Annotated in this window: 10 protein-coding genes and 2 pseudogenes; 6 read left to right on the forward strand and 6 right to left on the reverse strand. The window is 60.1% G+C overall.

The annotated features are described in order from the left end of the window. Positions 1 to 77: 77 nt before the first annotated feature. Together X744_RS0136360 and X744_RS0136365 are read right to left on the reverse strand one after the other, a co-directional pair. Positions 78 to 815 (reverse strand): annotated as a pseudogene (locus X744_RS0136360) (nodulation protein NodZ); the annotation flags it as partial. Positions 816 to 819: 4 nt separating this feature from the next. Beyond that, positions 820 to 1,212 (reverse strand): annotated as a pseudogene (locus X744_RS0136365) (nodulation protein NodZ); the annotation flags it as partial. 973 nt (positions 1,213 to 2,185) lie between these two features. Between X744_RS0136365 and gmd the strand changes: the two are divergent. The 3 genes from gmd to X744_RS160465 all read left to right on the forward strand — a co-directional run bounded on the left by gmd (position 2,186) and on the right by X744_RS160465 (position 5,974). Then, positions 2,186 to 3,256 carry a GDP-mannose 4,6-dehydratase gene (gene gmd / locus X744_RS160475; RefSeq protein WP_023692482.1) on the forward strand — a complete coding sequence of 357 codons (1,071 nt, stop codon included), beginning with the start codon at positions 2,186 to 2,188 and terminating at the stop codon, positions 3,254 to 3,256. Beyond that, the gene (locus tag X744_RS160470; RefSeq protein ID WP_023758443.1) at positions 3,256 to 4,200 is read left to right on the forward strand and encodes a GDP-L-fucose synthase; all 945 of its coding nucleotides are present in this window, start codon (positions 3,256 to 3,258) and stop codon (positions 4,198 to 4,200) included. The genes gmd and X744_RS160470 overlap by 1 nt, the downstream gene beginning before the upstream one ends. A 352-nt stretch (positions 4,201 to 4,552) precedes the next feature. After that, positions 4,553 to 5,974, forward strand: coding sequence for a phosphomannomutase (locus X744_RS160465; protein ID WP_023758444.1), 1,422 nt, complete (start codon positions 4,553 to 4,555; stop codon positions 5,972 to 5,974). 168 nt (positions 5,975 to 6,142) lie between these two features. On the opposite strand, the gene X744_RS160460 is transcribed toward X744_RS160465, so the two are convergent. From X744_RS160460 to X744_RS160445, 4 genes are all read right to left on the reverse strand, one after another. Further along, a complete protein-coding gene (locus X744_RS160460; protein WP_023758445.1) occupies positions 6,143 to 8,539 on the reverse strand; it encodes a transketolase in 2,397 nt (798 codons plus the stop codon). A 51-nt stretch (positions 8,540 to 8,590) separates the two neighbouring features. Then, complete coding sequence (locus X744_RS160455) at positions 8,591 to 9,541, reverse strand: PDR/VanB family oxidoreductase (RefSeq protein ID WP_023697831.1); 951 nt, start codon at positions 9,539 to 9,541, stop codon at positions 8,591 to 8,593. Between the two features lie 5 nt (positions 9,542 to 9,546). After that, the gene (locus X744_RS160450) at positions 9,547 to 10,038 is read right to left on the reverse strand and encodes an MOSC domain-containing protein (RefSeq protein WP_023758446.1); all 492 of its coding nucleotides are present in this window, start codon (positions 10,036 to 10,038) and stop codon (positions 9,547 to 9,549) included. A gap of 159 nt (positions 10,039 to 10,197) precedes the next feature. Further along, a complete protein-coding gene (locus X744_RS160445) occupies positions 10,198 to 11,703 on the reverse strand; it encodes a PLP-dependent aminotransferase family protein (protein WP_031249775.1) in 1,506 nt (501 codons plus the stop codon). Positions 11,704 to 11,777: 74 nt separating this feature from the next. Here X744_RS160445 and X744_RS1000000176200 point away from each other — a divergent pair, with 74 nt between their 5' ends. The 3 genes from X744_RS1000000176200 to X744_RS160440 are packed head-to-tail and all read left to right on the forward strand — an operon-like array spanning position 11,778 to position 14,038. Beyond that, on the forward strand, positions 11,778 to 12,200 hold the full coding sequence (locus tag X744_RS1000000176200; RefSeq protein WP_023758447.1) for a PLP-dependent transferase: 423 nt from the start codon (positions 11,778 to 11,780) through the stop codon (positions 12,198 to 12,200). After that, positions 12,163 to 13,083 (forward strand): aminotransferase class V-fold PLP-dependent enzyme, encoded by a 921-nt coding sequence (locus tag X744_RS01000000169460; protein WP_023758448.1) that lies wholly within the window; start codon positions 12,163 to 12,165, stop codon positions 13,081 to 13,083. Before X744_RS1000000176200 ends, X744_RS01000000169460 begins: the two co-directional genes overlap by 38 nt. 52 nt (positions 13,084 to 13,135) lie before the next feature. Next, positions 13,136 to 14,038, forward strand: coding sequence for a dihydrodipicolinate synthase family protein (locus tag X744_RS160440; protein ID WP_023758449.1), 903 nt, complete (start codon positions 13,136 to 13,138; stop codon positions 14,036 to 14,038). Positions 14,039 to 14,441: the final 403 nt, after the last annotated feature.

The raw sequence follows: 14,441 nt of genomic DNA on the forward strand, positions 1-14,441 counted from the left end.
TCCACTGGCGTCGGTGAGAAATGCGCATTCAACTATGCCTGTTGGTTGCGTCTGCCGAATTGCGCAGGTGGCGGGTCTTAACTGAGATCAGAGACTTGGCTGCCTTCTATCAAAGTCAAACGACTTGGCTCTTTCAGATCGAATTCAATTACCCGTGGTGCGAAAAGGCGTGCATATCGTGTAAAGGCGCTCGTTGGGGGAAACCGAATTACGGTATCGCAGCGCCCGAGAAGATACATCTCAACGAGGGCGGAAATTCCGCCGTCAATCCCGAGTGCTGCAGTGTGTAAGGGGCCACCTTGATTGGATCCGAAGTGCTTCGGGACAGTGAGCAGATCGGGAAACCTGGCCGACAGAAGATCCAGTATCCGCGCGCTGTCCGTGCATAAGAACAGCCGCACAGGCCTGGGGTGCGGTAACGCCTTAGCCTTGTCAATTGCAGCGCACACTTGCCGAACGGCGAGCTCCGGATCGGCCCAGTAGGGCGCATGCTCCATGATGTCTTCACCGTTACCGTGCCGAACATGAATCCCGATGATACTGTGCCCCTCAAAACATTCCTGATAAATGGCATCTATGCGGGCTTGAATTTCTGGCCGAGGCTGGACACTCTGGAACACCTGCCGCTCTGCATCCTCATCGCACCGCCACATCAGACAAGCGTCACACACTACTGTGTTCGCTTCGACATCGTGTTCGGCCTGAAAGAGCTCGCCCAACTCATCGCGCTCTTGGAAAATCTGGCCATCTGGCCGGTAAAGGCACTCGATCGCCGGCCTGTTCCACCACTCCGGGAAGAATGGACCAGGGAAGGAAANCTACTGTGTTCGCTTCGACATCGTGTTCGGCCTGAAAGAGCTCGCCCAACTCATCGCGCTCTTGGAAAATCTGCTCATCTGGCCGGTAAAGGCACTCGATCGCCGGCCTGTTCCACCACTCCGGGAAGAATGGACCAGGGAAGGAAACGTCGTTGATCCGGTCGTCGGAAATAGCCGGCACGCCAGCGATGTCATTGATCGGCTGGAAGAACACCGCAAACGCATTTGTGAAGGGTTGGTCGAGGTAGCAGGCCCCCCGCCAGTCGATGACTAGAGTTCGTCCCGACCGCTGCGCGTAGCGCCAAGCGGCCGCCAATGACCACAGACAATCACCGAACCCCGTACGCCTCCGAGAGACGACGAACCGGCGCTTTTCCAATCCACTAACATGCATTTTCGGAAATCTCGTTCAGAGAGGAGGTTGCCCGGTTTGGTATCCTTAGTCGACACGTAGACCCTGACGCCGGGCGCTTGGCAGAGGCCGGGCCATAGGGCAGAAGAGCTCACTCAGCACTGCCCACTAATCCCGTGATGCTCGCACAGCTTGAAGCCGATGCCCTCGCTTCCGGTTCAGCCTTCTCTACTGGGCCTCCCCGGCATATGTAAAATCTATTGAGTGGATGCCGGCCATCCATGTGTTGGATGCCATGATGAAGGGGCTCGGCTGACGCGGGCCCGGCCAATAGAGCCGAAACAGCCGGGAAACGCTGCGACACTGCCTGCCGGAGCAAATCGTTCCGTCGACGCCATACGCCAAGGGTGCAAGGCTGCATACAGCAACCGGTACCGGGCGAGATGAGGTCGACAGCTCGACGCGCCTGGAACCAGCTGTTCGACAGAATCTGCAGTCTGCTCCCAAAGTTCTGCACGACCTGTGCCGGATGCTGTGGTGAGGGCTCGCGGCCACGAACGTTGTCCTCGCCCCGAACGGAAGCTCGCGCCTACGACTCCGGGCCGGCGAGGCGCCCCCGCTGCTCGGTCAGACCATCCATTCTGTGGATGCACTTTATCCAAACAATCGATTTCACTGATCCAAACAATTCCCTTTAGAAGACGCTGAAGCAAGAAAGAAAGGCGTCCTCACTCACTGATGTATGAGCAAATCAGCTGCAAGGTGCTGGGAGTACATGTCGCTCACGGCGTGAGCTGAGCGGCACTCAGACCGCATGTACGAAGCCGACAGGTTAGCGGCGCAACTCTATTTTGCTGTGACTCCAAGCAAGAGGTGTGCTCGGCTGGCGGACTGTCAATGACGAGCTTCGCGCCGCATCTGTCGAAGTGCTCCATAGCGCACGGGGCTGGCCGCACATTGTGTCGGCGTGGCGAGCCGGAGCCGAAACTTTAAACTTTAATAGAGCAGGAATAGAATGGGCGATAGCAGAAAAGTTGCTCTTATTACGGGCATAACTGGACAGGATGGTGCCTATCTTGCCCGTCTTCTTCTCAAAAAAGGCTACATCGTTCATGGGATTAAGCGACGTTCCTCTTCCTTCAACACGGGTCGTATCGAAGACCTCTACCAAGACCCGCACGAATCCGATCCGCGCCTGATCTTGCATTACGGTGACCTCACTGATTCGACTAATCTCATCCGCGTGGTTCAGGAATCTCAGCCAGACGAAATTTACAACTTGGCTGCTCAGAGCCATGTGCAGGTGTCGTTCGAAACACCTGAGTACACAGCAAACGCGGACGGTATCGGTACATTGCGACTTCTTGAGGCGATTCGCCTCCTCGGTCTGACGGACAAGACCCGCTTCTATCAAGCCTCGACTTCGGAGCTATACGGCCTCGTGCAGTCCGTACCGCAGAACGAAACGACGCCCTTTTATCCGCGCAGCCCTTACGCCGCCGCCAAGCTCTACGCCTACTGGATGGTCGTCAATTATCGCGAGGGCTATGGTATGCACGCTTCCAACGGCATTCTTTTTAATCACGAAAGCCCCCTTCGTGGCGAAACTTTTGTGACGCGCAAGATCAGCCGCGCTGCCGCTGCTATCTACCTGGGCAAGCAGGACAAGCTTTATCTCGGCAATCTCGATGCTCAACGCGATTGGGGCCATGCGCGTGAGTACGTGCGAGGTATGTGGATGATGATACAGCAGGATCAACCGGATGATTACGTGCTGGCTACGGGCAAAACGACTCCTGTCCGCCAATTCGTCGAGTGGGCTTTCGAAGATATCGGCGTCGAGATCGAATGGCGTGGCAAGGGTGTCGGCGAAAAGGGCTATGATGTAGCGAGCGGCAGATGCCTAGTCCAAGTGGACCCACGCTACTTCCGCCCCACGGAAGTCGATCTTCTCCTGGGTGACGCTACCAAGGCGAAGGAGAAACTCGGCTGGGTGCATGAGACATCCGTTCGCGAGCTTGCTGCGGAAATGGTACGCGAAGACCTGAAGGTCATGCAGACATCTGTAGTCATGAAGGAAGCGTAATGTATGATCTGAACGGAAAAACCGTGTGGGTCGCTGGCCACAAAGGTATGGTGGGCAGCGCTGTTGTACGCCGACTCGCATCTGAAGACTGCAAAGTTGTGGCCGCCCCTCGGGGAGAGCTAGACCTCAAGCGACAGACCGAGGTTGAAAACTTCGTGGCAGTGATGAAACCGGACGCTATCATTATGGCGGCGGCAAAGGTAGGTGGTATTCTCGCGAACGCCACCTATCCGGTCGACTTTCTTTACGACAATCTGATGATCGAGGCCAATATCTTCGCGGCAGCCCACGAAAACAATGTCGACCGCGTCCTCTTCCTCGGCTCGTCTTGCATCTATCCGAAGATGGCACCACAGCCCATTCCTGAAAGCGCGCTTTTGACCGGGCCACTAGAGCGCACCAACGAATGCTACGCCGTCGCCAAGATCACCGGCATCAAAATGGCTCAAGCCTATCGCCAGCAATATGGCCGCGACTACATCTCCGCTATGCCGACGAATCTCTACGGGCCAGGCGACAATTATGACTTGCACTCAAGCCACGTCATCCCAGCGCTGATCCGGAAAGCGCATGAAGCTAAGCTCATAAGTGATAAGCAAATCACCATCTGGGGCACGGGCACACCACGTCGGGAATTCATGCACGTCGACGACTGCGCCGACGCATTAGTCTTCCTTCTGAAGAACTACTCTGACCATGATCACGTCAATCTCGGCTGCGGACAGGACATCACGATCCTAGAGCTGACCAGAATGATCTGCCGTGTAGTCGGATTTACTGGGGAGATCGCGCATGATCACTCTAGACCTGACGGTACACCGCGAAAGCTGATGAGCGTCGACAAGCTGCGCACTTTGGGATGGGCAGCAAAGATCACTCTCATGGAAGGCATCGAGAGTGTCTATCATGCATTTCTGAACGGGAGCTACACCGAACGGCGATAGATAAGAGGATTTGCTGCGTCTCAGGCCTGTACGCGCTTTCGGGACCCAGAGCTAATGTAGACTGAGACAATCACTCGATGGCGATAGCGCTCATGTGAGCCAGCCGCGAGGAGCCCTGCCGGACCCGGACCCCATCCGCTCCAACCTCGTCGCCGTGAAGGTCACGGTGCGCTGCCCACGCCGACGCCGACTGCGTCAATCCTCACAAGGGTAACCCTCGATAACCGAACGCGTCTACGGTAACCGAATGTACTTCTTGTTCTCGTCCGAGGGATCTGTCGATGGGCATTCCGGACGAGCCAAGGTTTGAGCATGTTACCTTCAAAACCCGGTTAGCAACGTCGGATTTGGTATGAAATTCGGAACAAGTGGATTACGGGGCCTGGCGACAGAATTGGCAGGAGCCGCCTCTGCCCTATATGCAACGGCATTCGCGACATTCCTGCTGGAATCCGGCCTGGCCAGAATTGGCGACGAGATACTCATAGGGCGCGACTTTCGCGCCTCGAGTCCGGCCATCGCCGCCGTCTGTGCGGCGGCACTGTCTGCGCTCGGCTTCATCGTAGTCGATTGCGGCGCAGTCCCCACCCCTGCCCTGGCACTGTATGCTCAGGCGCGTAAGAGTGGTTGTTTGATGATCACAGGCTCGCACATTCCGGCCGACCGTAATGGAATAAAATTCTATCGACCCGACGGTGAGATCGACAAGGGTGATGAGCGGGAGATAACGCGCATCGCCTTGCAATTGGAGAAGCGCGGATACGTCCTTGAAGGTGCTGTTGCACGTCGGGAGCACCGGGAGGCCGAATGCAAGGCCTTTTTCATGGCGCGCAATCGAAAGCTTATGGAGATTAATGCTCTAAAGGGCTTAACGGTGGGCGTATATCAGCACAGCACAGTCGCGCGCGATCTCTTGGTTGACATTCTCTCATATCACTGTGCGACGGTCGTAACCCTGGGACGTTCGGAAGATTTCATTCCTGTCGACACTGAAGCGGTCTCTGACGAGACTGCTCAACAGTTCAAGCTCTGGGCCAAAGAGCATCGGCTTGATGCGGTCGTCTCGGCAGATGGCGATGGTGACCGCCCACTGGTAGCTGACGACCACGGAGACCCCCTTCGCGGTGATTTGTTAGGCCTGATTACGGCGAACTTCCTGCAAGCGAAGGCAGTCGTCACGCCGGTCACATCAAACTCTGGTATCGAGACCGCAGGTTCTTTTAAAGTCGTGCGTACCAAGGTTGGATCGCCATTTGTTATTGCTGCCATGCTCGATTTGGTTGCGTCGGGTCACGAGCGCGTGGTTGGTTTCGAAGCAAACGGTGGTTTGTTGACCGGCACGGACTTTGACCCGAACGGAACTAAACTGCCAGCGCTACCTACACGCGACAGTTTTCTCCCCATCCTTGCGGCACTTTCCCTTGTTAGTACAAGTGGGCAGCCACTGTCGGAGATTGGCAGTTCCTTTCAATTGCCGGCAGCGGCGGCGGATCGCTTGGAAAATTTTTCCGTCGAAAGCAGCACTCGCCTCATGACATACCTTCGTACAGCGGAAACTAACATCGCCGCCTTCGTCGGGTCGATTGGAGTGGTAAGCAAGGTTAGCGATGTTGACGGACTTCGTATCACTCTCGCGGATAAGCGTGTCTTGCATTTGCGTCCATCCGGAAATGCCCCGGAAATGCGGTGCTACGTCGAAGCCGAAAATCGGGAGGACGCGGAGCTTTTGCTCCGGACTGGATTGGATCGAATTCTTAATTGGACGCAAGGCTAAATAAAAGCCGCCTCCCTGCGTATTCCAGGTGACCCTGGGGGTCGCACAAGCTACTCAAGCGCGATCAGAACGTCCACAGTGTCCCGGCCCTGTCCGCTTTGAAGCGAACCGGAACGCCCGTGGAAACAGCCGATCCGTACCAGCCACGGAGCATCCGGTAGCTCATGGTCAAGGCAGCGCCTTCCGGTAGCGAACAGCCGGTCCCGCACTCACCGCCTGCGCCGCATGTACGATGGCGTTGGTGTCCAGGCCGTGGTGACGGTAGAGGTCCGCAATAGTCCCCGTCTGGCCGAACTGCTCGACCCCGAGCGCCTTCACGCGATGCCCGTTAACCCCACCGAGCCACGCGAGCGTCGCCGGGTGGCCGTCGATCACGGTGACGATGCCGCAGTCACGCGATAGCGGCGCGAGCAGCCGCTCGATATGACTCAGGGCGCCAATCGCGCCACGCTGCCGGGCACGTTCCGCCGCCTGCCAGCCCGCATTAAGCCGGTCCGCGGAGGTGATCGCGAGCAGCCCGACATCGCGCCGGTCCTCCGCCAGAAGACCCGTCGCGGCAATCGCCTCCGGCGCGACGACGCCTTGATAAGCAATGACGACACTCGCGTTGGGCCCAGGCGGACGCAGCCAATAGGCGCCATTGACGATGTCCCGCGCGAGCGCCGGGTTCATGTCGCGCAGCGGCTGCTCGAGCGGCCGGGTTGACAGGCGAAGATAGACCGATCCTCCGGTCTGATCACGCAGCCACGTCGTCTCATCCGGATCCCCCTCGCCATTACGTTGCATGTAATCGAAGGCAAAGCGCATGATCACGGACAGTTCGTCGACGAAGGCCGGTTCGAAGGCGCAAAGCCCATCCTGCGCCATGCCGATCAATGGGGTGCCGATCGACTGGTGTGCTCCGCCCTCGGGCGCTAGCGTCACGCCCGAGGGCGTTGCGACCAGCATGAAGCGCGCATCCTGATAGCAGGCGTAGTTTAGCTGGTCGGCCGATCGGTAGATGAAGGGATCATAGACTGTCCCGATCGGCAGCAGGCGCACGCCATTGATCGAGTGCGAGAGACCGAGTGCCCCGAGCATGATCATCAGGTTCGACTCGGCGATCCCGAGCTCGAGGTGCTGCCCCTTCGGCCCAAATTCCCAGGTAAAGGTCGACGGAATGCGTTCGGCCTTGAAGGTGTCCGCCATGGTCTCCCGGGCGAAAAGGCCGCGCCGGTTGACCCAGCCACCGAGATTGGTCGAGACCGTCACATCGGGCGAGGTGGTGACAATGCGGTCGGCAAGCAGACTGCGCTCGCGTGCGATGTCGTTCAGGATCTGGCCGAACCCCATCTGGGTCGAGAGCGGCTTGCCGGGCTGCCCCGGTGACGGAAGGGTTTCCGGCACCGGCACCGACGGCGCAGACAGCCTCCTGCGCCCCTCACTGAAGAACGGCGCCTTTGCGAAGAAGGCGTCAAGTTCCGCTTCCGGCAAGGTGGCGGCCGCCCATTTGTCCCACTCCTCACCCCGCTTTACGCCCATTTGCAGGCGGTAGTCTTCCATCTGCGTGGGCGTCATCTGCCCCGCGTGGTTGTCCTTGTGTCCGGCAAGCGGCAGACCGTAGCCCTTGATGGTGTAACAGATGAAGCAGACGGGACGGTCATGCCTGGACGCCGCCTCGAAGGCTTCGAGGAGGCTCGGCATGTCATGCCCGCCAAGGTTCGTCATCAACGCCTGCAACTCGTCGTCGGAGCGGCGTTCGATCAGAGTGGTGACCGGCCCTTGGTCTCCGATCTCGTCGAGCAGCCGCTTGCGCCAGGCAGCACCCCCTTGGAAGGTCAGCGCCGAATAGAGCTGGTTCGGACAGCGCTCTATCCACTCGAGCAGCTTCTCGCCCCCCGGCTCGGCAAAGGCAGCCTCTTGCAGAGCGCCGTGGCGCAGGACCATCACGTCCCAGCCGAAGTTGCGAAAAATCTGCTCGAAACGCTGCCAGAGGCCCTCCCGGATCACGGCGTCGAGCGACTGGCGATTGTAGTCTACCACCCACCAGCAGTTCCTGAGCCCGTGCTTCCAGCCTTCGATCAGGGCCTCGTAGATGTTGCCCTCATCCATCTCGGCGTCGCCGATCAGGCTGACCATTCGGCCCTCGGCACGCTCCTTCATCCAGCCGTGACCCGAGACGTAGTCCTGCACCAGCGACGAGAACAGCGTCTGAGCAACGCCGAGACCCACCGACCCGGTCGAGAAGTCGACATCGTCGACATCCTTCGTCCGCGAAGGGTAGCTCTGCGCGCCCTTGTAGCCGCGGAAGTTCATGAGCGTTTCGTGGGTCTGGTTGCCCGCCAGATACTGAAGTGCATGGAAGATCGGCGCCGCATGGGGTTTGACCGCCACCCGATCCTGCGGGCGCAGGACCGAACCGTAGAGCGCGGTCATGATGGTACTCAGCGACGCGGACGAGGCCTGATGCCCCCCGACCTTGATCTCATCGCCCTCGCGGACGTGGTTGGCGTGGTGGATCGTCCAGGCTGCGAGCCAGGAGACGCAGCGCTCGATCTCGTTCAGATATTCCAGTTTCCTCGTCATTCAGTTTCCCGCAAATCAGCTGCCGGTCTCACAGGACCCCCGCCCAAATGGTCAAAGATCGAGTTTCAACACACCTGTCGCGCGCGACACACAGGGGATGAAGCGGTGGCCGCGTGCCTCCTTGGACAGGACGGCATCCCGATGGATCGGCTGTCCCGCCAGCATTGCGCATTCGCAGGTCCCGCACACCCCGTTCTCACACGAGGCCATCAACGGCACACCGGCCGCACGCAAGGCGGCCAGTGCCGTGGTCTCAGCCGAAACCTCAACCACCCTGCCCTCAGCCAGTTCTATGACGAATGGTTCCGGTGGCGCGCCATCAAACTCGGGAGGCTGGAAAGTTTCGAAATGAACAGTACCCTCGGGCCAGTGTTGAGCCGCGCGCCCCACAACCGCCATGAAGCCAGGCGGTCCGCAGTAGTATGTCTGCGCGTCGTCCGAACGGTTCGCCAGCAGCGCGGCGATGTTCTGCCGGGTCTGAGGCTCGTCGTCGAAATGGATCCGCACATTGCCGCCAGGAAGATCGCTCCCGATCGCCGCCAAGAGTGGCGTGAGCGCCCGGCTGCGGGTGAAATAGTGCAACTCGAAGGGCTTGGCCTGCCGGGTGAGCGCGCGCGCCATGGCCAGAATCGGGGTGATCCCGATTCCCCCTGCCAGCAGCAAAGTCGGCCCCTCGCCTGGCTTGAGCGCAAAATGGTTGCGTGGCGCGGAGACAGGCAGTGTGGAGCCGACGGCAATGGTTTCGTGGATCCACGCCGAGCCGCCACGGCCGTCATTCTCGCGCTTCACCGCGATGGTGTAGCGGCCAAGCTCGGTCGGGTCGCCGCAAAGTGAATACTGACGCACCTTCCCTTCAGGCAGATGGACGTCGACGTGAGAACCCGCTTCGAACGCCGGCAGCACAGGTTTGCGTGGGTGTTTCAGGTCGATGACCAGCACGTCGCCCGGCTCCTTGCGGGCGGCGGTCACGGTCAGCTTCATGATGATGCGCGGCGAGGCCATGGCGTTCACTCGTCGATGGGCAAGATCAGATCACCGGGGCGGATCACGCCCCCGACCTCGATTGTGCAGTTCAGGCCGGAGCGGTTCAGAAGCCCCTCGTAGAGACCCGGAAGCCCGAGCAACTCCTCGATATACTTGCACGGCACATTCATCCGGGCGGCCCTGAGAATCGTTTCCCCGACCCGGAAGCGTTTGCCGACAAGATGGCTAAGCGGAACGCCTCGTGTCGTCAGATTGCGCCGGTGATCTTCGGGTGCGAGCTTGGCCTTGAAGCCCGGAATTCTGGGTTCGCCCTGCGCGATGGCGTCCAAGACTTCAGCTTCGATCAGCGTCACTTCGCGAACGTCAGGACGCGCGGAATAGGTCCCCGTCCCCAGGTAGTAGCGGTCTCCGACAATGCCTTGGCCGGCAATAAGCTGCGCCTGCGCCAGCTCCTCCATTTCATAGGAGGCGGCAGGCGCGATATGGACGTGAAGCAGCTTTCCTCGCCAGGTCATCATCGCTCTCGGAAATTCGTCTCGTGGAAACCTGCTGCAAAACTGGCCTGATCAACAGCGCCAGTTGCATGGCATTTTCCCGGTCCAGTTGGCTGTTTGGAAAGAAATACGGGGGGCCCTCGGACCGTTTTCAGCGCCAGCTTTCGGCGTCGTCCCGTCTCAGTTGTTCCGCGCCGGCATCGCGTCTTGCACCTGCTTGACAACCTCTCGCAGGACCTCAACGCCCTTCCCGATCTGCCGAATGCTCAAGGCGGCATAGCCCATGACAAGTCCGACGCGATCGGTGCGGCCTTGGTCCGATGGCCGTTCGTAGAGCGGCGAGATCAGGTGTAGCCCCAGGCCAGCGTCGCGGGCGGATTCGACCAAGGCCGTTTCCCGCGATCGTGGCAGGTCATTGAACCAAACCGCGACGTGCAGTCCCGCATCTGCTCCCTGGACAGTGATGCGATCCCCGAAGCTGTGCTGCAAGGCACCCAACAACGTTTCCCGACGCTCGCCGTTCAGCCTGCGCACACGGCGCACATGGCTTTCGTAGCCGCCGCTCTCGATCAACGATGCCAGCGCTTCCTGTTCAGCGACCGGCGAATGCCGGTCTGCGAATTGTTTGGCGGTTGCGAAGACCTCCTGCAATTCGGGCGGGACGACGAGGTAGCCGATGCGCAGCATCGGCGAGAGCGTTTTGGAGATCGTGCCGAGGTAGATGACAGCCCCGTGGTCCTCGAGACTGTGCAGCGGAGGGACCGGATTGATGTCGTAGCGATATTCGCTGTCGTAGTCGTCCTCGATCACATAGGCGTTGTTGTGCCGCGCCCATTTCAGAAGCTGATGGCGGCGCGCGATCGGCATGACGCCGCCCAGCGGAAACTGATGCGATGGCGTCACATAAGCCAGTCGTGCTCCGATCCCCGCCAGCAACTCGGTCCTCATCCCGTCTTCGTCGACGATGACCGGGATGGGTGAGGCACCCGTACTGGCAAAGACCTGACGCGCCATCCTGTAGCACGGATCCTCGATGACGAAACGGTCGGCGGGATCGAGAAGCAGGCGCGCGCACAGATCAAGGCCCTGCTGCGAACCGTTCACAACTATGATCTGGTCGAGGTCGCAGCTCAGGGTCCGGGCGCGCCAGAGATAGCCCTGAAGCGCCTGGCGAAGCCGGCGCGAGCCGCGAGGATCGTCATAGGCAAGACGCAGCGGGCGCTGCCCCATCGCCTCGTTCATCGCGCGTTTCCAGACCAATGAAGGGAAATCCGACGGCGCGAGGTCGCCATAGCGGAACTCGACCTTCAGCCCAGTCGGCAGATAATCTGGCCAGGGTGACGTCGCGCGCAGCCGCTCGCCATATGCGGACAGGTGGATCGGGCCGACCCGTTGCGCGTGAGTGCGCCCCGTCCCATGGCCCATCAACGAAGACGCAACGCGAGGTCGTGCGCCTTGACGGACTTCGATGAAACCCTCCGCAGCCAGTTGCTCATAGGCGACCGTCACCGTGGTTCGCGAAACGCCGAGGTCATTTGCCAGGGCCCGGGAGGATGGCAACTGACTGCCGGTTTCGTAGACGCCGCCGAGGATTTGCTCGCGAAGGGCTTCGTATATCTGGCGTGCACCCATCGCGTGCGAGCGCGCTGCAGACCCGGCACTTGAAGACTGGACCATCTCTTTCATCGCCAACTGGATATTTCACATTGGCCAGGTTGCCGTCAATCTTTCGGAACCCCAAGAGAGATCGCAGAGGCCGAATGACCAGCTCCCATCCATCCGAAACCGATGCTCCCACGGGGTCGCTCAACCGCACCAGCCCCGGATTTGCCACCCGGGCGATCCATCATGGCTACGATCCGGCCGGCTTTTCGAATGCCGTCCAGCCGCCAGTGTTCCTGACGTCAACCTATGGGTTCGAAAGCGTGGCAGCAAACGATGCCGCCGCCGCCCTTGGTGGACGGCTCTATGCGCGCGAATACAATCCCACGACCGAGATCCTCGAGCAGCGGCTCGCGAACCTGGAAGGAGCCGAGGCGGGGCTGGTTGTTGCCTCGGGGATGGCGGCCTTCGGCACTCTGATCCTGTCGCTCCTGTCCCAGGGCGATGAACTCATCGTCCACAAGACGCTTTATGCGAACACGCTTGCCATGGTCGAACANGCTCCTGTCCCAGGGCGATGAACTCATCGTCCACAAGACGCTTTATGCGAACACGCTTGCCATGGTCGAACAAGCGGTCCCCCGCTTCGGCATCAAGGTCGTCGCGGTCGATCTGTCAAATCCCCACAATCTCGATGCTGCGATCACCGAGCGGACGCGGCTGGTTTTCTTCGAGACGCCGGTGAATCCGCTGAGCCGCATCCTCGACATAGCGGCAATTGCCGAGCGCGCTCACGCGCGCGGTGTAAGGGTTGCAGTCGACAGCACCTTCGCCTCGCCCGCGCTCCAGCGACCGCTTGAGCACGGGGCGGACATCGTGCTCCATTCGCTGACCAAGTACATCAATGGTCATGGCGATGCCCTTGGCGGGGCGCTTCTCGGCGACGCCCAAACGCTCCGTACGCTGCATGAAACGGGCCTGCGCTACATCACCGGCGCAGCGCTCTCGCCCATGTCAGCTTTCCTGATCCTGCGCGGTCTGAAGACGCTGACGCTGCGTATGGAACGGCACAGCGCCACGGCCCTTGCGGTGGCTCGGGCGCTGGAAGCGCACCCGGCGGTGGCATTTGTGAGTTATCCGTTCCTCGACTCGCACCCTGATCAGGTGACGGCGCGAAAACAGATGTCCAACGGATCGGGCATGTTGGCCTTTGGCCTCCACGCTGGATACGAAGGAGCGCGCCGGATGATGGACCGGCTCAACCTGATCATTCGCGCCGTCAGCCTCGGCGATGCCGACAGCCTCATCTATCATCCAGCAAGCCTCACCCGTGCTCGGCAGCCGATCCGCAAGGATGCCCATTTGGCCGATGGAGTCGGCGAGGATCTCATGCGTCTCTCGGTGGGGCTTGAAGACGCTGATGACCTGATCGCCGATCTGCGGCGGGCTTTGGACGTCTTGTAATGACCTGGCGTGCGGCCACCTCTGCGCTCACACATAGATCTGGAGCCTTGCCATGGCATTCCTGAGCGGTCTTTCCGCGTTCCCCATCACCCCGACCAATCGTGACGGCCGCGTCGATAGCGTTGCCCTGCGCAGGCTGATTGCTCGGCTTGGCATTGCTCAGGTCGATTCCATCGGTCTTCTCGGCAGCACCGGCACATACATCTATCTGTCGCGCGAGCAACGGCGGCGGGCGCTCTCCGAGACCTTGGACCAAACGGCGGGGCAAATGCCGGTCGTGGTGGGTGTGGGCGCGCTGCGCACCGATGAAGCCGTGGGGCTCGCGCAAGACGCCAAGGCCCTTGGAGCAGCTGCGGGTTTGCTTGCCGCCGCCTCCTACACCCCGCTTACTGATGACGAGGTGTTCGAACATTTCTCCACTGTGGCGCGCGAAAGTGGCCTGCCGATCGTCGTCTACGACAATCCAGGAACGACGCATTTCCATTTCAGTCCACCCCTTGTCAGCCGCCTGGCAAAGGTGGCTGGGATTGTCGCCATCAAGAATCCGACAGACAAAAGCGATGCGATCAAGAACCACCTGACCACCCAGAGGCGCACACTGCCGGAAGGGTTCTCGATTGGCTACAGCGGCGACTGGAACGCCGCCGAGGCCATGATCGCCGGCGCCGACACATGGTACAGCGTCCTCGCGGGCATCCTGCCCGAGGTCTGCATGACGATCGTCACAGCGGCGCAACAGGGCGATGCGGCCGAAGCGCGACGGATCAATGCCGCGCTGGTCCCGATCTGGAGCCTCTTCAAGGAGTTCTCGAGCCTTCGCGTCGTCTATGCACTCGCTGAATTGCTCGACGTTTGCAGTGCCGAACCCCCGCGTCCCATCCTGCCTCTGCCCCCAGCAGCGAAGCGCCAGATCGCCGCCGCGTTGAAAGGTTTGCCATCGGATGCCAGCCGGTGAACAGCAAACCCCGTTCGGCAAGTGAAAGGAAGTGCATGTATTTACCCGCTCATTTCGAGAATTGATCGAAAACAACGCACTCGGCGTGCTGATAGCCATGGCTGGAGCAGTCTCGACGCCAATCACACCCCCTTCGAACTCGACAATCGGCTGCGGAGGTACAGACTGCGCAGGGCACTCCGCCCATGCCGCACCGTTCGCCTTCAAACTAGGAATCGGTGGTTTATCCATTTGAATGGCATCGAGCCGGCGCTTTACTTCCGGCCCGGTGCGCGCATTGAAGCCGGTGCCAATGCCGCCGGCGAACACCAGATTTCCGTCCTCGACATTCGCCAGAGCACGCTTCCCGACCGCCGTAACTGTTGCCGGGTTCGCAGCCGATGACGATGAACTCATCACTCAG

Source organism: Mesorhizobium sp. LNHC252B00, assembly GCF_000502955.1.
Taxonomy (GTDB): domain Bacteria; phylum Pseudomonadota; class Alphaproteobacteria; order Rhizobiales; family Rhizobiaceae; genus Mesorhizobium.

Bases quoted from the DNA above. Each gene is read 5' to 3' on its own strand.
- X744_RS160440 (WP_023758449.1), top strand. From the start codon at position 13,136: ATGGCATTCCTGAGCGGTCTTTCCGCGTTCCCCATCACCCCGACCAAT.
- X744_RS160445 (WP_031249775.1), bottom strand. From the start codon at position 11,703: ATGAAAGAGATGGTCCAGTCTTCAAGTGCCGGGTCTGCAGCGCGCTCG.
- X744_RS160450 (WP_023758446.1), bottom strand. From the start codon at position 10,038: ATGACCTGGCGAGGAAAGCTGCTTCACGTCCATATCGCGCCTGCCGCC.
- gmd (WP_023692482.1), top strand. From the start codon at position 2,186: ATGGGCGATAGCAGAAAAGTTGCTCTTATTACGGGCATAACTGGACAG.
- X744_RS160455 (WP_023697831.1), bottom strand. From the start codon at position 9,541: ATGGCCTCGCCGCGCATCATCATGAAGCTGACCGTGACCGCCGCCCGC.
- X744_RS160460 (WP_023758445.1), bottom strand. From the start codon at position 8,539: ATGACGAGGAAACTGGAATATCTGAACGAGATCGAGCGCTGCGTCTCC.
- X744_RS160465 (WP_023758444.1), top strand. From the start codon at position 4,553: ATGAAATTCGGAACAAGTGGATTACGGGGCCTGGCGACAGAATTGGCA.
- X744_RS160470 (WP_023758443.1), top strand. From the start codon at position 3,256: ATGTATGATCTGAACGGAAAAACCGTGTGGGTCGCTGGCCACAAAGGT.